Origin of the sequence: Lacihabitans lacunae (assembly GCF_042649125.1) — a bacterium.
Lineage (GTDB): Bacteria > Bacteroidota > Bacteroidia > Cytophagales > Spirosomataceae > Leadbetterella > Leadbetterella lacunae.
Genome location: NZ_JBHRYQ010000001.1, coordinates 4,652,140 through 4,671,984, shown reverse-complemented (window position 1 = coordinate 4,671,984; position 19,845 = coordinate 4,652,140). Strand labels below are relative to the sequence as shown.

Here is a 19,845-nt window from a genome sequence, read left to right as displayed (position 1 = left end):
AAATTTAAAATCTAAAAAATATCAGGTGATGAAACCCACCACCTCATTTAAACAATGCAAAGTAAAAATTTTTTATCTTAGTTAAAAAATTTAACAGCACTTATTTACAAGAAAATGCGACAAAAAGTCCTTCTTAATGAATAAAAACATATTTTTGCATGCAAAAACAAAAAAGAAACTAAAAACATGAGTTTATTAACAGTAGGTTCGGTTGCATTTGACAAACTGGAAACACCATTTGGTAAAACCGATAAAATAGTAGGAGGAGCCGCTACTTTCATTACACTAACAGCTTCATATTTCACAAAAGAAAATAACCTTGTAGGTGTAGTAGGTGGAGATTTTCCGAAAGAAATGCTTGAGACTTTTAAAGCTCACGGCATTAATATTGACGGTTTGAGTATTGACGAATCAGGGAAAACATTTTTCTGGCATGGTAAATACCACGACGATATGAATAACAGAGACACTTTAGATACGCAATTAGGTGTTTTCGAAAACTGGGAACCCACAATTCCTGAAAGCTACCAAGGAGCTGAATACTTAATGTTAGGAAATATGGTACCTGCAATTCAATTACAGACTCTAAAGAAACTTAACAAGAGACCTAAGTTTGTAATGTTAGATACCATGAACTTATGGATGGACATTGCGATGGATGATCTTAAAAAAGTGATTGCTGAAATAGACTGCTTGACTATTAACGATGCTGAAGCACGTCAATTATCAGGAGATTATTCGCTTAGAAGAGCAGCAAAGACCATAATGGCTATGGGACCTAAAACATTGATTATCAAGAAAGGTGAACATGGAGCATTGTTATTTCAAGGAGAGAAAATATTCTTCTGTCCTGCACTACCTCTTGAAGAAGTTTTTGACCCAACTGGTGCTGGTGATACTTTTGCTGGTGGCTTTATCGGTCATTTAGCCAAAACAGATGATTTAAGTTTTGAAAACATGAAAAGAGCGATCATTTACGGTTCAGCTATGGCGTCGTTTTGTGTAGAGAAATTTGGCTCTGAAAGAATCCAAGATTTAACAGAAATAGAAATTGACAATAGAGTAATGGAATTTGTTCAATTGGCTTCTTTTGAATTGAGCTAATTTTAAACAAGCATTTATACGTAAAGCCTTTGATTTTATGGTCAAAGGCTTTTTTTTTATTAAAAACCTCCTTTATCGTAATACACTCTTCTTCTACTTAACTTTAGATCTCTAAGCAATGAAGACCTCGGTTGCAAAGTGAAACTGTAGTTACTTGCTCTAAGGTTATTTCCTGCTATTGGCGTCCAGTTAAAACTCATATCCCAACAATGTAATTCTCTTAAGATTCCGATATTGGTCAAAGTAACTGATTTATAAACAAAATCCCATCCAGAACTAAAGTTCACTTTCCATTTTGGGGTAAGACTGACATCACCCGTAAACTGAAAGGCTTGCACCACTTGGGCACTGGCTAAGCCTTGTTTATTATAACTTAAGTTATAGCTCAGATTCAAATTCCATGGAATACTGAAGTCTACATATGCTAGCGGATTAGCTTGCACAAACTTCTGCATGGCCTCTTTGGCTGGGTCGTTTGTTTTTGGGCCAACAGGCTCTACTTGCTTGCCTCTCAATTTTTTAGGATTAATATTGGTACTAATAGAGATATTGGCAAAAGACAAATAGCTACCCGCAAAGCCATCGTGTTTCCATTTAAACACGGGCACTCTCCTACCCGCCAAGTTGGTGGTATTTTGCGTATCTTCTACATAGGTATATGGATCTATCGTAGAAGAAAAATTGAGACTGATTAATCCTTTAAAAAGACTAGTATTGGCCCCAATGTTAAAATTCGAAAGATTAAAACCTGCGTTTATGGTATCTCCCAAATATTTATATTTCTGCTCCAATGCAAAAAGATTATAACTTGTACCAAAGCTTAGATTATCCAACAAAGAAATTTTCTCGAAGGCATTTTGAGCAGTATCTGACTTCGCCCTTATTTTGGCTTCCAGCTGATTGGTTAAATTAAATCCAATACTTCCACTTGCACCACTTGCTTGTCCTAGCTCAGCAAACCTTGGCATAAAACGCTCGTCTACATCATCTGCCCTTACCCTGGTTTGTTGGTATAAGTTCGAATTTTTACTCAAATCAGGACTATAACCAATACTTAATGACGGAGCAATGGTATGTCTAATTGCTTGAATTCTAGAGTTTTTACCAAACTGATAGGTACCATACGCACGCGTATTTAAACTTGCGGAAGTATTCCAACTACCTGCAGTATAAACCCCCGAAGTGGTGTCAATTTTTACAGCATCTAAACTTTCATTGTACTCATATGACAGCCGCTTTGTGTATACATCTCCCCGATAAGAAAACCCTGGAGTAAAGTTAATAAACTTAGCAATCTTAAAATTGGGCAATGAGATAGGAACCGAAAACGAAGAACGAAACTGTCCTAAATTTTGAAATAGATAACGAATGTTCTCTAATGAATTTAATTCAACAACAGTCTGACTGGTAGAAATGCCCAAATTTTGAAGTCTAATCTCTTCATTTGTCAGTGGTTTATTTTCTACCCCAATTATATTATAGTCAGTATAGGTAGTACTTCTTGTACGGCTCGTAATATCATTTGTAAGTTTATATCCACCACTTAAGTCTAGGCCTACTCTGAAACCTTCGTACCAATTCCCTACTTGATTTTTCTCTTTTATGAATGGATTAAACTGATTTAAACCAAATGTATAGTCAAGTGAAGAGTTCATAACTTTGGTAGAAACGTTTTGGTCTACCCTAAAACCTGTACTTGTTCTCACCAACTTACCAAAACTCCTAGAATACTGAACAGAAGAACCAAAGGTGTTATTGGTATATTGATCTAACTCATCTAACCTTCGGTTATTTCGGTTAAAACCATTACTTACCAGGTTTACATTTGAAGAAAAGCTCCTGTCAGGTCTACGATTTTGTGGAGAATGAGCCCATGAAATATTGAAATCTTTTGAAGCCGATGTAGTTGGAATAATATCACCTGATTTATTGTAATTAAACTGCAAATTTACGTTACCCGTGTATTTATACTTGCGGGTATAAGTAGACTGCACCCCAGCTCCATAACTGCCATTTGAATATATGGAAACTAAAAGTTTTGCTCCTACGTATTCACTAAAGGCATGGTAATAGCCAAAATCTCTAAAATAAAACCCCCGATTACTGGGTTCTTCGCCGTAGTTACCCATCACAAATCCCGAAGTACCTATTTCTTTCTTTTTGGGAATTGGGAAAAAACCAAATGGCAGACCTATGGGAAGCGGAATATCACTCAAAACCAAGTTAAAAGGCCCCGAAATCAATGATTTTTTATTAACGAGCTTTATTCGTTTTGCACTAATGTGAAAGTGTGGCTCTGCCAAATTACAAGTGGTATATTTTGCATTAGCCAAATACATATTGTCTTGGGGGTCTTTTTTTACCTTTTGACCAACCACTATACCTTCTCCTTGTTCGGTCACGATATTACTTACAATTGCTTTTTTGGATTTGAAGTTATACCGAATGGTATCCGAATTGTACTTTTCTCCTGCGTCTGAAAATACGGGCTTACCTTTGACAGGAGTTCCCACTTTTTTGGTGGTATCGGGCATACCGTGTGCATAAACTTCCGATTTGCCCCAGTCGAGTCTTATAAAATCAGCCGTTAGCTCTATGTCTCCATAAATAACTTGAGCGTTACCATGTAAATAATATATTTGATTTTCAACATCTAAAACTGTTGAATCAGAAGACATTGTCTCTACTGTGGTTTCTATTTGTGAATCTTTGCTTTTTAGTGAGTCTGGAATAGCTACTCCGGTTGTATCACGTTTTGCTCTAGGAATTCTTGCTTTCGGAATCTCACTTTTATTAGTTGCGGGAGTAGAAGTTGGAGCACCAAAATTTCCGAATCTATTTGCACCACCTGCACCACCAATTGGCAGCGTACGCTGTGCTTGACTTTCTATAGCAAAACAAGCTACAAAAAGTGCGGAAATTATTATTTTTATAAAGTACAATAGACGTGTTTTTTCAATCATTATGAAATCAATAGACAAAAATGCAACAGTTTTTTGGATTTCACCGTTTTAAAAGTGTTTTGTGACAAAAACATAGAACAATCATTATATTTTTTTAATGTTCAGAACAAAAACGTTATTTTTGTGGGTGCAAAATTAACCACAAAGAATATCTTAACGATGGATTTTCAACAAAAAAGATAACATCGCGAACAAGTTTCAATAAAAATGGTCTTAAAAAATCTTAAATTCCTAATTGTATTTTTACTCACAGCTACTGTATTTGCTACTTTAAGTTCATGGAAACTCCCTGAATTTGAACACGTTAAAACAATAGTACTAGACGCCGGACATGGAGGAAAAGACCCAGGGGCGGGCAATGGCAAAGAGAAAAAAATTGCCTTAGATATTACCCTTCGTTTGGGCAGAAAAATAAAAGCAAACTACCCGAATGTAGAAGTGATATACACAAGAGACAGAGACATTTTTGTACCTCTCCACGAAAGAGCAGCGATAGCCAATAAAAACAAGGCTGACTTGTTTATTTCGGTGCATTGCAATGCAAACGGGCATTCGAGTAAACTGAGCGGCACCGAAACCTATGTAATGGGACTTCACAAAACCGAAGAAAACCTTCTTTTGGCAAAATCTGAAAACAGTGCCATCCTTTATGAGGACAATTACACGAGAACCTATAAAGGATACAATCCAAAATCACCTTTGGCACACATTATGCTTGCTAATATTCAAAACGCATACATGAAACAAAGTATGGATTTTGCTTCGAAGATAGAACGAAACATAAATAAAGTGGGTTATCGTAGCAGAGGTGTAAAACAAGCGGGTTTTATTGTAATATGGGAAACCACAATGCCGAGTGTTTTGGTAGAAACTGGTTATTTGACCTCACCTACAGACCTCAAGTTTTTAAGTTCGGAGAGCGGAAGAGATAAGATAGCGACAGCAGTATTCAGAGCTTTCGAAGAATACAATAAATTTTAATCATAAAATCCTATTAATACATAACGGATTGATTTATATATGAAAATAAGCAAAGAAATAAGAGTAGGGATTTTAGGAATAGTGGGTATTGCCATATTTTACTTTGGATTTACATTCTTAAAAGGCCTAGATATTTTTTCTAATTCAGAAGAGTATCATGTAAAATTTACAGACGTTCAAGGCCTTGAGTCTTCTAACCCTGTGACCTATAATGGGGTTAATGTGGGAAGAGTAATTGGCTTGAAACCTGATTTTGAATCAAATAGTGTAGATGTTTTACTTTCTATCAATAAAAAAGTAAAAGTAACTGAAAACACCATAGCCGTGTTGGCAGACGATGGTTTGATTGGTGGCAAAATAATCAAATTGATAATTAAGCCAGGAAATGCATTAGCAGCCAAAGGTTTCATGAAAAGTAATACTGAAGTTAGCTTAATGGCTTCTGTAGAGGATAAATTAACTCCTACTTTGAGAAATATGGACTCTCTGATGGTTTCACTAACACGCATTGTAAACGATTTTGATAACACGGGCGAAGCCTTGAAAGTATTGATGGCAAGTGCTACACAAACTACAGTTGGAGTAAATGGCTTATTGGCAAATAACTCAAAAAATTTGGGACAAATTACAAGCAATGCCGCAGTACTAACACAAAACCTGAATACACTTACCAAAAGCCTCGACAAACAGCTGCAGCCCATATTAACAAAAACAGGCTCATTTACTGATTCGCTTAGTCAATTACAACTTGGACAAACGGTGAAGTCACTAAACACCACCATAGCAGGCCTAGAAGGTATTTTAAAAGACGTAAATGCAGGAAATGGCACATTGGGTAAATTAACCAACGATGATTCACTCTATGTAAATTTAGACCATACTGCTGCTTCGCTAAATAAACTATTAGAAGACATGAAAAACAACCCGAAACGATATGTTCATTTTTCATTGTTCGGGAAAAAAGATAAGAAAAAAGAATAAGCTAGGCTAATAGATTCTCTGATTTATTGGGCAAAAAGTTTTTGTCGCAAAAATCGTTCAAATAAAACATTTCGTTTTTGCACTTTTTAGTGAAATATTCGGGAACACTTTTTAAGTGTTCCCATTTTTTTATATCCACAAATCGCATCTCTGTCCCATCAGGCTTGCCCCAATTAAAAACGCACTTCACTTTAACTTCTTTCAGGCAGGTAATTGATTGATTACCAACCAAACCCTTAACTATTTCTATCTTTAGAAGAGGAATAAACCTATCCCAAACAAAAATATCGTAGGCTACAAAATCAGCCAAAGAATATATAGAAAACCCGTATTTCTCTATGCCACTCACAGGACAAATAAATTTGTACTTTTCCATGGGTTGAGCATTATGCGGATGTGATCCCAAAATAATATCTACACCACACTCTTGGTATATTCTATGGAAAATATCCACTGTATGCTGTGACGGAAATGCTTGATAGGCATTGCCAGTGTGAGCAGACAATATAACAATATCTGCACCAGCGTTTTTAGCATCTAAGGTTTGTTGTTTTATTTCTGTCAAATCTACTCCTTCTGTATTTATTCTCAAATGATTCACTTTCTCTTTGTCTTCATCATTCAGTTCAAGATGATTTAATGAATAAGTAAATGCCAAGAAAGCAATTTGAATACCTCCCTTCGAAATCATTTTATAAGTAGCATGACTTTCAGAAGTACCAACTGCAATTACATTTTGGCCTTTTAGAAAATCCAGTGTCTCTTTAATGCCTTCTACTCCTTGATCTAACGAATGGTTATTGGCAGTAGAAAGGATGTCATAACCTTTGTATTTTCCATTGCCTGAAAAAATCTCAAATAATTCGCGACTTCCATTAAAAAGCATATTGCTGAGCATTACTTCTGGTACAGCCTTTGGCGGTCTTGAAGGACAGATAGGCGACTCAAGATTAGCAAAAACTATGTCTGAACTGAAAAACCAGTCACCCACTTCGTCCCACAAATGTTGGGTATTCTCTTTAGTAATTCTTTCATAAGGCATTAAATCACCCCCTACTGAAATTGTAACACAAGATTGCTCTTTGAAGCCATCTACCAATGGAAAAGTTAAATCTTGATTTTTGAAATATTCTACTAGTTCAGTCGGATGATTTGCAGGTGGTTTAAAATAGTATTTATGCCCGAAATAAAGGATATCTTTAAACGTATAAAAAAGAGGATTTTCCTCAAAATTTATTGGTGGTGTGTTCCATTTTTTTCCATAGAAAAAACTCAGAAAACCATATAGCCCTCGTAGAATCAGAATTAATATTTTACCTGAAAATGAGGTAGCTTTAACCGCAGGCTCATTTGTAAAATGTGTGAAAGGCTTCATAGAAAAGTTTAAAAGAAAATATGATAAATATGAAACCTGTTACTTGATTGATTCCTTTCAAAACCTTAACTGTAAATAGTCTTTTGAGCTTTGATGCAGTGTAAGAAATACCTACTTCTGTACTAAAAATAGCAGCTAAACAAGAAACAAAATAAATGATTTGGTGATTTAAATCAAATTGATATTCGGTTTTAATCCGAGTGGCTACTGCGACCCAAATTAAGAAATTCAGAGGATTCAAAATATTAAGTAAGAAGCCCGTAACCAGATAATAGCTAAAATTACCGAGTTTGGTGGTTGGGTACTTTAAGTTAGGTTTTTCTTTTAAAATACTAACCAAACCCATAGTTAGGAGCAAAATTCCACCCACAACACTTGAGGCCAAAGCAAAGTGCGGAATATCAGGCAGAAATGAAGTACCAAAAACAGCTGCTGAAACAAAAAGCATATCAGAAAAGACAACGCCAAGTGCGATAATTATTCCGGACTTATATCCGTTGTCTATACTGTTTTGAATTAAAGCAAAAAAGACCGTTCCGAGCATTAAACTAAATACAAAGCCCGTACCTAAACCATATAAAATTGCAAGCATTAATAAAATATTTGCCCAAAAATAAAGAATAAATCTCGGTTATTGACCCACAATTTCAGTTAGTCGCTTACAAAGTTGGTAGATATCCTGAAATGAATTATTTAAAGAAGCTACACCAATCCGGATGAAATTTGGTGGCCTGAAGTCCGGTAGAAATACAATTTTTCCATCACTGGGCTCATTTAACTCTTTCATGATCTTTGCGGCATCATGGTGCGAAATGGAAACATGACTGCCTCTTAAACTTGAATCTCTTGGACTTTCTAGTATAAAACCTAACTTACTGAGACATGCATCAAAAATCTCTATAAAGAACTCCGTCAAGGCCACATTCTTAGTTCTAATTGATTTAATATCAGCCAACAAAAGCAAATTTACACCTGGAACTACACCCGCAAGTGACAAAATATTTGATGTACCAGTACTAAACTTTCGAATAGAATTTGCGGCCAAAAACTCGCCAGAAAAATCAAAAGGTCGTTCGTGTGAGAACCAGCCAGCAATTGGGTTTTCTAATGAAGCAATTAAGTCTTTATCTACATACAAAAAAGCAGAACTTCCAGGGCCAGCATTCATGAATTTATAAGTACAACCAACTGCCATTTTACAGCCCAAAGCCTTCAGGTCTAGATCAAGGGCTCCGGCACTATGGCTCAAATCCCACAAAACCAAAATGCCTAATTTATCAGCTAATTGGTTAATTTTCAACATATCATATACTTGTCCCGACTTATATTGCACATGACTTAAACAAACCAAAGCTACCTCTTCATTGAAAGAAGAAACAATCATTTCAAAATTAGAAGCATCTATTTTATTTAAAGTATGATTTGGAAATGAGTGAGATACTAAACCTTCTAAAATATAAGAATCAGTAGGGAAATTATTGAAATCTGAAATAACAAGATTTCTTCCTTTTTGAAGTTTTAAAGCTCCAAAAGCCAATTTGTACAAATTGGTAGACGTGTTGTCACACACCCAAATTTCTTCTTTGTCCACACGCAATAAAGTCGCAATAGCATGGGCACTTTTGGCAAGCAAATCAAGCCAGGTATCTTCCCAACTTCTAATCAAGCCCTGTTTCCATTCGGTGTCTATTACTCCTTTTAAGGTTTCTATGGTAGATAAATTAGGTTTTCCTAATGAATTTCCATCAAAGTATATTACGTTTGGATCAGACTCAAACTCTTTGGCAAAGTTTTTTAGCGGGTCATTTCGATCAAGTAGCTCGGCCTTTTCAAAAAACTTATTATCAATCATTTAGTTTAAATTTCAACACTTCAGAAACAATTTTATTTACCCAAGCAGCGTACATTTTACCCGAAGGATGTAGTCCATCAGAAGCAAAAAAACCACTTTGAGTCTCTCTTGAAATATCCGTAATATCAATGTAAATAATACCGTATTTGTCACAAATTACTTTCGAAGCGGCATTGTAAGCGTCTATTTCCTTTCCAATTTTATTGACATCTCTGCCAGCAGCAAAAGGCGAAACTCCCCAGTCTGGAATAGAAACTACAAACACATTGCTTTCCCCATTTCTAGAAAAAGCGATAGCGGTATTTAACAAATCCTCAAATTCAACTTTAAATTCCTCCATATTTCTACCTCTGTACTGGTTATTTACGCCAATTAAAAGTGAAACCAAGTCGTATTTTTGAGAAATATTTTGACTTACAATCGCAGCTTTAAGCTCATCCGTAGTCCAGCCGGTTTTGGCAATTATTTTTGGATTGTCTACCGATATGTTTTTGTCTTTTAACTCTCTAACTAATTGAACGGGCCACCTATCGGCTTCTGCCACGCTTTCTCCTATAGTATAACTGTCTCCTAAAGCCAAATAGGTATTTGAGCCCACTTGCTTGGGTGTATCATTTTGAGCTTGTGGTACTTTGTTTTTACAATTAATAAGCGAGCTAAACAACAGCAGATATAAGAAGTACTTCATGATTTTTTTATTTTATATACGCTATTAGTCCGCAAATTGTTTAATCAATTCTACTTCGTATCCTTTTTGTTTCAATAAACTTATGAGACCTTCATTTCCAACTAAATGCCCTGCTCCTACTGCGAAAAAAGTAGGTTTCTCACTTGCCATTTTTATGATTTTCGGAATCCAATTTTTATTTCTGTTAGTTAGCAATTCCGATTCATATTTAACCATAACACCTTCTTTTTTAGAACTTAACTTAAGTATTTCTTCATAATTGCCGAGTTTGTAAAGTTCCACACTCTCTCTAAGTTCTTTTCTAGCAAGAGGTAAATCTTCTAAGCCTTCGGCTAGTTCGTTTGCCTGATCTTTATACGGAATAAGGTCAAAAACTGCCAATTGGTCAGCAACCTCTTCTAAACCCACAGTCTCTTTTTTTTGATTAGAAAAAACCTTAACCAACTCGTTTTCAATAGATAACACGTCACAGGTCAATAGCTTTGGCATTACCATCGCGTAAACCATATAAGGTTTTACTTTCTCCACCGAACGAAGATTAATTTGCATAGAGTCCTTCATTGTTTTGGCAACAAACTGATATTTCTCGGGGCTTAATAGCATCTTCATTGTACTGTCGCCCTGCATGACCATGCCTTTGTAGGTTTTCATCATAAGTTGTGGATCGTCCATATCGAGCTCTAAAGCAAGCTGTTCGGTTTCCGAAATTTTATCTAAAAAACTCCTAGACATAGAAAAATCTTCTTTGCATAAAATATGGAAAGTACCAAAAAGATAAGAAGGTTTTGAAATGCCGTTTCCGGTTATTTTATAAATGTTTTTTTGAGAAAAAGCCGTGAAACTTAAACCTGAAATAAAGATTAAAATGAGTATTTTTCGCATTGCATATAATTTAATTGACTCTTAAAATTTGCAGAAAAAAATTGAAATTGCAAAATTAAGTCTAACTGCCGTATATTTAGCTTTCGAAATTTCAAAAAGGAACTATAAGCATATCCCAATAATGAGACAATTTCAATTGGTTAACACAATCTTAGGCTACCTTAACTTAAGCACAGAAGTTGATGATTTTGATGAAATTCACGACAATATCGTAAAAGATTTGGCCTTTAAGGGCACAAACCTTTATATTTTAGTTTTTGCCATTTTAATCGCATCCGTTGGACTTAATATGAACTCTACGGCGGTTATTATTGGTGCCATGTTAATATCGCCTTTGATGGGTCCTATTAATGGAATGGGCTACAGCCTAGCCACTTATGACTTCAGGCTTTTCCAAAAAGCTTTGAAAAATTTTATATTTGCGGTTATTGCCAGTCTTATCACTTCCACTATCTATTTTGCAATCACGCCGATTTCTACTGCACATTCTGAGATATTATCACGTACTAGTCCGAGTATATTTGATGTTTTAATCGCTCTTTTCGGAGGTTTGGCTGGTATAGTGGCCATAAGCAGTAAACAAAAAGGAAACGTGATACCGGGAGTAGCAATAGCCACGGCCTTAATGCCGCCACTTTGTACGGCAGGATATGGACTCGCCACCAGCCAGTGGAGCTTTTTCTTCGGGGCGTTTTTCTTATTTACCATAAATACCGTTTTTATAGCCATTTCCACGGTTATTATTTCTCAATTACTTCGTTTTCCTATTCGAACTTTAGTGGACGAAAATCAAAAAACTAAAATTACAAGATGGATAAGTATCGTGAGTTTATTGATTATTATTCCAAGTTTATATTTTGGTTATCTGTTGGTTCAAAAAGAGAAGTTTTTAGAAAATGCCAATGCATTTGTAAACAATGTGAGTGTAATAGAAGGCAATTATCTTTTGAAGAATGAGGTTGACCCAAAAACTAGGTTAATAACATTGGTTTATGGTGGTTCAACACTTACGGAAGTTCAAAAAAAGGAGATTATCGACAAAGCAAATTTATTTAAACTGAAAGGCACCAAATTGAAGTTTCAACAAGGTCTTTCATTTGATTTCATAAACAAAAAAGATAGCGAAGTAGATAATCTGAAATCTGAAATAAATAGACTTTCGGCGGCCGTCAAAGAAAAAGAAATGGTTTTGGATAGCATAGCTTCTAGTAAAACTTTTGGAAAACAACTCCTAGATGAGCTAAAAAGCTTATATCCAAATGTTTCTGGGTGTTCGGTATCAGAGGCAACTGAATACAACAAGCTAGACAATACCTCAAAAGTACTGCAAATAGTGGTAGTAGAAACTACCGAAAAGTCACTAAGAAATGATGAAAAACAGAAAATTTTAACTTGGCTTAAAACACGTCTAAAAGAGGAAGATATCAAAGTATTTTATGATACACTTCCTCCATTAAAACCAACAAGTAAAAAGTAAGTTACTCTGTCAAACGACCTGCAGACCACAATACTTTATAGTAGGTTTGCAGGTATTTAGTTTTAAGCTTTTGAAGCTTAACTTGGGCATCTAATAACTTATTCTGACGGCTATTTAGTACAAATAATGAACTTTCGCCCTGGAAAAACTTGAGTTGCTCAATTCCCAACAAGCGATTATAATTTTGAAACATTTGGCTGGCAGCTTCAATCTGCCTTCCCAACCCTCTCATTTCGGTGTCGTATTGCAAGACTTTGTTTTCTATATACCATGTTTTCTCTTGAAGCTGAAGCTTAGTTTCTGATATCTTAAAATCCGCCACTTTCACTTTTCCACGTCCTTCTCTGAGCAACAAAGGCAGTTTAAAATCAAACCCAAATTTGTAATTATTGGTCAAATAAGGGCTGTAGCTACTTTTAAAACTGTAGAAATCTTTGGAAAGCAAATTAGCTTTAAGTTTCAGTTCAGGAAGCATCGATTGAAACTTAAGTTTACGGTCTATCTCTAAACTAGAAAGCTTAAACGTGTACTGCCTTAAATCAGGATGAAACGTCGCTAATCCTTTTATCAAATCATCGATATTCTCTGATTCATAAAGTGTTACAAACCTCCTCGTATCTGGCACAACGTTTTCTGCTAACAAATACGGCACTTGCTCTTCTGACCAAATAAACCTCGCCAAAGTTATTTTTTGACTTTGAAAAAATGTCAAAGCCTCTTCTTTTGCCAATATAATGGACTGTACCTGGCTTTGAGCCTCGAGTGTGTCAGCTGCTGATTTATCGCCGTTAGTAAAGCCGATTTTAACCAAAGCCGCTCTTTCTTGAGCATTAATTAAATTTTCATTTAGATTTTCTAAAATCAAATAAGCACCTGCCCATTCCCAATAAGAAACGGCGGCATCTAACATCAAATCGTTAACAACCGAGGCTTTTTCTGCCTCCGAAAACAAAGACATTTGTTTAGAAACTTGAAATTGTGCCCTTTGCTGATCTATGAGTAATCCTTTTAAAACGGGCAACTCTACACCTAAGTAAGTCAAAGTACCAGGTGTGTATTCTGGATTCACGAATGCACCATTTGATTTCTCAACACCCGTTTTAAAACCTAAACCAAATGGGGTAAGGACTTTTAATTCAGTAGATTGATGATTGTAATAATTTTTAGAATCCAGAGTTTTGAGGTCTTGACTACTAGCCAAAACCGGGTCAAACGCTCCGCGAGAAGCCATAACATTAAAAAATGCTTGGCTGATACGGGCATCTGCCTGTTTCACAGTAGGGTGATTTTGACTTACTGTTTTTAAATATTCCTCAAAAACTAAAATCTCATTTTTTTGAGCAAAAACCAGACTTTTTAATAGAAAAAGCCCGAAAACTAAGGTGAACTTTTTCATTTTTTTGCCTTTTTTTCTTCATAGCCATCATTACCTAATTTGTAATATTCAGGCGGGAATCCATTTATATTTCTCCATAATTCATACCATACTGGCACGTCTTTTAGCAAAGCTATACCGCTTGCTCCACCGCCAAGTTTTAGTACTTCTGGCCATTTTCTGTCTTCAGGGTCTTCTTTTACCATAACTCTAAATAGGCCATTGGGACTTATGGAAGTTTCTACTGCAGATATAACCCCACTATACGTACCATAACTGCTACTTGGCCAGCCACTAAATACAATCGCCGGGAAACCATCAAACACAAAACGAACTTTCTGATTTTTATTAATCAATGGCAAATCCATCGGATTTACAAACATCTCTACAGCTAGATTTTGGGTAGTTGGTACTACTTCTACCACCATATCTCCTTCTTTTAGCATTTCGCCAATACCGGCTTTTTTTGCTTTTGTGATTTGACCCGACTGCGGGGCAACTATAAAATAAAGCTGCTGACGTGCGTCGTAATTACTCAGTGTATTTTCTAATTTAAACACCTCCGCCTCGGCACTCGCTACAGACGACTCACTCGCTAGTCTATCGCCGAGAGCTTTTGCAAACTTATCGTTGTATTCTTGGCGAACGCCATTTTTCTCTATTTTGAGATTAAGCAACTCTTGTTTGCTTTGGTTTAACTTATTAGACACGGAAGTAACTTTAGCTACTCCATCTTGGTAATTTACTGACCTTTTCTCAAATTCTATAAGCGAAATCGCTCCCGAATCTAACATCACTTTAGCTGCCTGTATCTGCCTTTTGTAAGCATTAACTGCAATTTGTGCGGCTGCCAAATCGGCACTATCGCTGGTGATTTTCATTTTCTGCTGCTCTATTTTGTTATCGAGTGACTGAAGTTTGAATTTCAATGCACTTTCTAAAGCCATTATTTGGGTATCTGCTGTATTGGCTTTACCTTCATAGGCGGCTATACTTCTGTTTTTGGCAGAAATCTGCTGTTGGGTTCTTTTTAACAAAGTCGGGTCAAAATACTCAACCTTTACCTCTCCCAACTGAAGAATGGTATCTCCTTTTTTCACAAAATCACCTTCTTTTACATACCATTTCACTACCCTACCCGGTATTATCGTATTAAGCTCTTGTGGCCTATCTTCTAACCTAAGGGTGGTTACTTTTCCTTTGGCTCTGATATTTTGAGTCCAAGGTAAAAACAAAACCAAGCAAGCGAATAGCAAAATACCCAAAAGGTAAGCTTTTACTCTACTTTTTCTATTTACTTGATAAATTTCCCCGAAGCTCGAAAACTTATCGGCTTCTTGGTTATTTTCAAAAATTATATCTAAAAAATTCCTTTTCATTTCTATTAATATTAGATTCTTGTTTGATTAAACAAAAACACCATTGTGAGTTAATTGCATGACTTTGTTGCAGTCGACCAAACGCTCCGTATTATAAGCCGTATGTATTACTGTAACACCTTTAGATTTTATATAATTTTTGACACCATCAATTTGTTCTTTAGTCAAAAAGTTAAACGGATCTTCTAAAAGCAATAATCTCTTTTTGCCCAACAAAGCCCTTAACAACAAAATATTTTTCCTGATTTTAGAGCTTAGTTTTTGCCCTCCTTGATGCAGTGGAGTTTCAAAACCAAGCGGTAGGCTTTCAAAATAATCTGACAAACCTAATATTTTTGAAACCTTTAGAATGTCTTCTGTCTCTATATCGTCATTGCCTAGTGTTATGTTTTCTAGCAAGCTTCCCATAAAAATATCTTGCTTACCCAATAGTATTCCCGTTTGGTTTCTTATGGAATCTAAATCATAGTTTTTAAGTGGAATGCCATCAATCAAAACCTTCCCTTGGAAATTTTGGAAAGCACCAGTTAAAATCCTCAAAATAGTTGTTTTACCTGTTCCAGAATCTCCAATTATTCCGACTAATTCGCCTGGTTCAGCTTCTAAATTAATATCCTTTAATACCTGATAGCCACTAGCATATGAAAAACTAACGTGCTCCATTTTAATAGAAACCCCTTTTTCTTTTTGGGCCAAAAGCATATTGCCAATTTCTTCTATTTTAGCTTCAGCCACCTTGTTTAGCTTTTCTACTGCCGTTAAGGCTTCATACACTTTATCCATACTGCCAACCAACTTTTCTACTGATCCAATAATGGCAATAATCACGATATCGGAGGCAATAAACTGCCCGATGTTAATCTCTTGGTCGATTAGTAAAACCACGCCTAAAATTAGCATGGCCGCCGTAACCATTAACTTAAAGGCAATCAAACTCCAATACTGAAACTTGAGCACTTTAAAATGACTTGTACGAGCATGAAGATAAGAAGTGACCAATTCATCAGTTTTTTCTATATGAATAGAAGTTTTTTGTGCATACTTAAATGTTTTTATACTCCTCGCCATCTCTTCAAACCAAGCTGCTACCTTATATTTATAATCTGAAGTTTCCATTGAGGTGGCAAATCCTTTTGATGAGGTAAACCTAATAATAATAACCACCACACTAAGTAAAACCAATCCAAATGCAATAAATAGTGGGTGATAAAATGACAAAAGAATAGTACCCAAAACTATTTGAATAATAGCAGCCGGTATATCTACTAATATTTTTTGTAGACTTTTTTGAAGGCCCGAAATATCGAAAAAACGGTTGATTAATTCAGGTAAATAGTATTTATCCAAAACCCCCAAATCGAGTTTTGGAATCCGACTACCATATTCTAGTGCATAGCGAACAAAATACTTTTGCTCTATTTTCTCTATCAATTGGAGTTGGCGAACTTGAAGAAGGCCACTTAAAAAAGTACCGAAAAGCACTAAGCCTACCAATACCACTATGGAATTAGAGATAGAACCTGCTAACACAAAACCAATGATAGCCTGTATGCCTAATGGCAATGACAAGGATACCAAACCAGCAAAAATAGAATAGATATAAATGTCAGTAATGTCTTTTTTCTCGAGACTAAGTAACCTTAAAATGGTTTTAATAGCCTGTCCTATATTTGACGTGTTATGATTATCAGCCATGTTATTTTTAATTTTTACAAAATTACAATTACCTTTGAAAACAATAGTATTACTATCATTAGAATTAGATTAACTTTTATCTCTGCCATAAATCTTACTGATTTTTATTAATAAATTAGTCCTATGGAATACAACATTAAACTAATACTCAACCCAAAATTATACCTAAAAGACCCTGAAAAGTCTGAATTAGGTAGAAATATTATTAAATATTCCATCGAAATCATTGATAAAATCGGTTACGAACAATTAACATTCAAAAAACTAGCCAAAGAAATCAATAGCACCGAAGCTAGCATTTACAGGTACTTTGAAAATAAACACAAATTACTCATTTATGTTATGGATTTGTACTGGGGACACATTTGTTTTCAAGTAATAAGTGGTATTAAAAATATAGAAAACCCAAAAGAGCAAATTCATAAAATCGTTGATTTATTGATTTGGGTAGAACACCAAGAACTGTATTTGGGAGATATAAACCAGAAAAAAATACACAACATCGCGATAGCCGAATCAAGCAAAACTTATCTTTCGAAAGAAGTGGACGAGCTAAACAAAGACATGCTGTTTAAACCCTACAAAGATTTATGCAAAGTGATAGAAGATGTTTTTACGGCTTATAATCCATCATACAAGTACCCAAAATCGCTTGCGAGTACTTTAATAGAAACGAGTCATTTTCAATATCACTTTATGCAGCACTTGCCTAACCTATGTGATTTTAGTGCCACCAAAGACCTTTCAAAACTAGAAGAATACCTCAACGACTTAATTTTTGGTGCCTTGGATTACAAAAGAGACTAAGATTCACTCCACTTAAAAACTCATTTTACATCTTTAAAAGGGGGTGTTTTATCTACATTTTTGGCTTTTGAAACCAAAGTGGTTATTTTTACAAAAAAACAATCAACATTCTATGAAAAAACTTATAATAGGCTTTTGCGTATTGCAAAGTGTATCGTTTGCACAAAAAACAGCCATACCAAGTGCTGACCTTATCAAAGGAAAAACCCCAGATGGTTTTTACCAGGCGATGCCAATGGTAAATAGATGGATCTCAAATGATAGAGCTTTAGTATATGCCAAAAGCGGGGAGGATCAGAAAATGAAAAACCAGATTCTCGACCTTAAAACAGGTAAATATTCTGAAGCATCGCCTGCTGAAATTAACCCCAAAGCAGCTTCTGAGAAAATACTTACACTTAAAAACGGAGATTTATACCTTAAAACTTCAAGTGGTGAAACCCAACTTACGTTTGACCCTAGTTTAGAAGAGAAAAACGCCACTTTCTCTCCCGATAGCATGTACTTGGCGTACTCAAAAGGCAACAACCTGTTTACTTTAAACCTAAATACAAAACAAGAAAATCAACTAACTACCGACGGAACTCAAACCATCCTTAATGGTTTTGCTACTTGGGTTTATTGGGAAGAAATATTTGGTAGATCGACGCTTTTTAGAGCATTTTGGTGGAGTCCAGACTCAAAAACCCTTGCTTATATGCGTTTTGATGAATCAAAAACTCCGATGTTTCCCATCTATAGCAGCGAAGGCAAACACGGATACATAGACGAAACTCGCTACCCAAAAAGTGGAGACCCAAACCCTACCGTTAAATTAGGTTTTGTGGACCCCGCAGGCGGACAAACCCGTTGGGCAGACTTCAACAATAATGTAGAACACTACCTCGGATGGCCTAAATGGATGCCAGACGGAAGTGGCCTAATGGTGCAATGGATAAATAGAGGAAATGATAACCTTAAAATATACAATGTGTCGCCCAAAGACGCCACTAAAAAAGTAGTGTATGAAGAAACCCAGAAGGCTTGGATAAGCATTGACGAAGCTGACGAACGCCTAACAATACTGGATGGCGGCAAAGAAATGATCATTATCAGCGATAAAACGGGGTGGAAACAATTGTATCTGTATGATATCAATGGGACTTTCAAAAATCAGATAACTTCTGGAAATTTTACGGTAAAAACTGTTTTGGGTATCGATCAGAAGAACAAAGTGCTTTATTTCCACGCAAGAGGATTAGAAAACTCAGCTCGTTATGACCTTTACAGAGTTGACTTAAATGGTAAAAACCTAAAGAGACTAAGCTTTGGTGCTTACAGCCACAGAGTTATATCGCCATCGCCTGATTTGAAGTATTTTGTGAGTACGTATTCAAACCTAAAAACGCCAAACACCTCGGTGATTATAGACAATACGGGAAAAATAGTGAAAGAACTTGGTACCCTAAAAGGAGAACAACTTGATAAGTATGAGGTAAACTATCCGGAGCTAATTAGAGTAAAAAGCGATGATGGCAAATATGACCTTCCGATGACTATCATCTACCCTGAAAACATGGTGGCTGGTAAAAAATATCCCGTATTGGTGAGTATTTATGGAGGGCCAGACGCAGGTACAGTTTATGACCAATGGGCGTGGTCGCCAAAGACGCAATGGTATGCAAGAGAAGGCATGATTCAAGTTTCGCTTGACCATAGAGCAAGTGGGCACTTTGGTAAAGCAGGCGTTACTACTATGCATCGCAACTTAGGAGACTGGGAACTTACCGATTATAAAACGATGGTAAAATACCTGATAAACAAAGGCATAGCAGACCCAAGCAAAATATGTATTACGGGCTTTAGCTACGGCGGTTATATGACTTGCCTAGCACTAACCAAAGGAGCTGACGTGTTTACACACGGTATGGCCGGCGGAAGTGTGATAGACTGGCAATTGTATGACTCTGCGTATACAGAGCGTTTTATGGATACACCAGAAGAAAATCCAGAAGGCTACAAAGCAGGAAATGTGCTAACATACGTAGATAAATACAAGGGGAAACTACAAATTGTACATGGCACCATGGACGACAACGTGCATATGCAAAACAGCTTGCAGTTGATAGATAAACTAGAAGAAAACAAAATGGATTTTGAGTTTATGCTTTACCCCGGTGGAAAACACGGATGGAGAGGAAACAAAGGCTATCACTTTGATAACCTAAAAACCAAGTTCATTTACGAACATTTATTAGAAAAACCTGTTCCGAGCGAATTATTGAAATAAAACACAGAAAAAAGGCT

General features: G+C 35.9%; 15 protein-coding genes. 6 read left to right on the top strand and 9 right to left on the bottom strand.

The window, feature by feature from the left end:
• The first annotated feature begins 186 nt into the window (after window positions 1-186).
• Entirely contained in the window at window positions 187-1,104 is a 918-nt protein-coding gene (locus ACFOOI_RS19895) for a PfkB family carbohydrate kinase (protein WP_379839842.1), read from the top strand.
• A gap of 59 nt (window positions 1,105-1,163) precedes the next feature.
• On the opposite strand, the gene ACFOOI_RS19890 is transcribed toward ACFOOI_RS19895, so the two are convergent.
• Window positions 1,164-4,046, bottom strand: coding sequence for a putative LPS assembly protein LptD (locus ACFOOI_RS19890; RefSeq protein ID WP_379839841.1), 2,883 nt, complete (start codon window positions 4,044-4,046; stop codon window positions 1,164-1,166).
• A 228-nt stretch (window positions 4,047-4,274) separates the two neighbouring features.
• On the opposite strand from ACFOOI_RS19890, the gene ACFOOI_RS19885 reads away from it, so the two are divergent.
• Window positions 4,275-5,048, top strand: a complete 774-nt coding sequence (locus ACFOOI_RS19885; protein WP_379839840.1) for an N-acetylmuramoyl-L-alanine amidase family protein — start codon at window positions 4,275-4,277, stop codon at window positions 5,046-5,048.
• 39 nt (window positions 5,049-5,087) lie between these two features.
• Window positions 5,088-6,029, top strand: a complete 942-nt coding sequence (locus tag ACFOOI_RS19880; protein ID WP_379839839.1) for an MlaD family protein — start codon at window positions 5,088-5,090, stop codon at window positions 6,027-6,029.
• Window position 6,030: 1 nt separating this feature from the next.
• Here ACFOOI_RS19880 and ACFOOI_RS19875 read toward each other — a convergent pair whose 3' ends face one another.
• Genes ACFOOI_RS19875 through ACFOOI_RS19855 form a run of 5 tightly spaced genes read right to left on the bottom strand, consistent with a single transcriptional unit; the run spans window position 6,031 to window position 10,826 of the window.
• Window positions 6,031-7,404 carry a CapA family protein gene (locus ACFOOI_RS19875; RefSeq protein ID WP_379839838.1) on the bottom strand — a complete coding sequence of 458 codons (1,374 nt, stop codon included), beginning with the start codon at window positions 7,402-7,404 and terminating at the stop codon, window positions 6,031-6,033.
• Complete coding sequence (locus ACFOOI_RS19870; RefSeq protein ID WP_379839837.1) at window positions 7,376-7,996, bottom strand: LysE family translocator; 621 nt, start codon at window positions 7,994-7,996, stop codon at window positions 7,376-7,378. Before ACFOOI_RS19870 ends, ACFOOI_RS19875 begins: the two co-directional genes overlap by 29 nt.
• Window positions 7,997-8,035: 39 nt before the next feature.
• A complete protein-coding gene (locus tag ACFOOI_RS19865; RefSeq protein WP_379839836.1) occupies window positions 8,036-9,256 on the bottom strand; it encodes an aminotransferase class V-fold PLP-dependent enzyme in 1,221 nt (406 codons plus the stop codon).
• Window positions 9,249-9,944: an SGNH/GDSL hydrolase family protein gene (locus tag ACFOOI_RS19860; protein ID WP_379839835.1), complete on the bottom strand. Its 696-nt coding sequence runs from the start codon at window positions 9,942-9,944 to the stop codon at window positions 9,249-9,251. The genes ACFOOI_RS19865 and ACFOOI_RS19860 overlap by 8 nt, the downstream gene beginning before the upstream one ends.
• A 24-nt stretch (window positions 9,945-9,968) precedes the next feature.
• Window positions 9,969-10,826 (bottom strand): TraB/GumN family protein, encoded by an 858-nt coding sequence (locus tag ACFOOI_RS19855; RefSeq protein ID WP_379839834.1) that lies wholly within the window; start codon window positions 10,824-10,826, stop codon window positions 9,969-9,971.
• A 121-nt stretch (window positions 10,827-10,947) separates the two neighbouring features.
• Between ACFOOI_RS19855 and ACFOOI_RS19850 the strand changes: the two genes are divergently transcribed.
• On the top strand, window positions 10,948-12,303 hold the full coding sequence (locus tag ACFOOI_RS19850) for a TIGR00341 family protein (protein ID WP_379839833.1): 1,356 nt from the start codon (window positions 10,948-10,950) through the stop codon (window positions 12,301-12,303).
• Window position 12,304: 1 nt separating this feature from the next.
• Here ACFOOI_RS19850 and ACFOOI_RS19845 read toward each other — a convergent pair whose 3' ends face one another.
• Genes ACFOOI_RS19845 through ACFOOI_RS19835 form a run of 3 tightly spaced genes read right to left on the bottom strand, consistent with a single transcriptional unit; the run spans window position 12,305 to window position 16,752 of the window.
• Window positions 12,305-13,699, bottom strand: coding sequence for a TolC family protein (locus tag ACFOOI_RS19845; protein WP_379839832.1), 1,395 nt, complete (start codon window positions 13,697-13,699; stop codon window positions 12,305-12,307).
• Window positions 13,696-15,057 (bottom strand): HlyD family secretion protein, encoded by a 1,362-nt coding sequence (locus ACFOOI_RS19840; protein ID WP_379839831.1) that lies wholly within the window; start codon window positions 15,055-15,057, stop codon window positions 13,696-13,698. The genes ACFOOI_RS19845 and ACFOOI_RS19840 overlap by 4 nt, the downstream gene beginning before the upstream one ends.
• Before the next feature lie 27 nt (window positions 15,058-15,084).
• Window positions 15,085-16,752, bottom strand: coding sequence for a peptidase domain-containing ABC transporter (locus ACFOOI_RS19835; RefSeq protein WP_379839830.1), 1,668 nt, complete (start codon window positions 16,750-16,752; stop codon window positions 15,085-15,087).
• Window positions 16,753-16,875: 123 nt separating this feature from the next.
• Between ACFOOI_RS19835 and ACFOOI_RS19830 the strand changes: the two genes are divergently transcribed.
• Together ACFOOI_RS19830 and ACFOOI_RS19825 are read left to right on the top strand one after the other, a co-directional pair.
• The gene (locus ACFOOI_RS19830; protein WP_379839829.1) at window positions 16,876-17,559 is read left to right on the top strand and encodes a TetR/AcrR family transcriptional regulator; all 684 of its coding nucleotides are present in this window, start codon (window positions 16,876-16,878) and stop codon (window positions 17,557-17,559) included.
• A gap of 112 nt (window positions 17,560-17,671) precedes the next feature.
• Window positions 17,672-19,828 (top strand): S9 family peptidase, encoded by a 2,157-nt coding sequence (locus tag ACFOOI_RS19825; RefSeq protein WP_379839828.1) that lies wholly within the window; start codon window positions 17,672-17,674, stop codon window positions 19,826-19,828.
• Window positions 19,829-19,845: the final 17 nt, after the last annotated feature.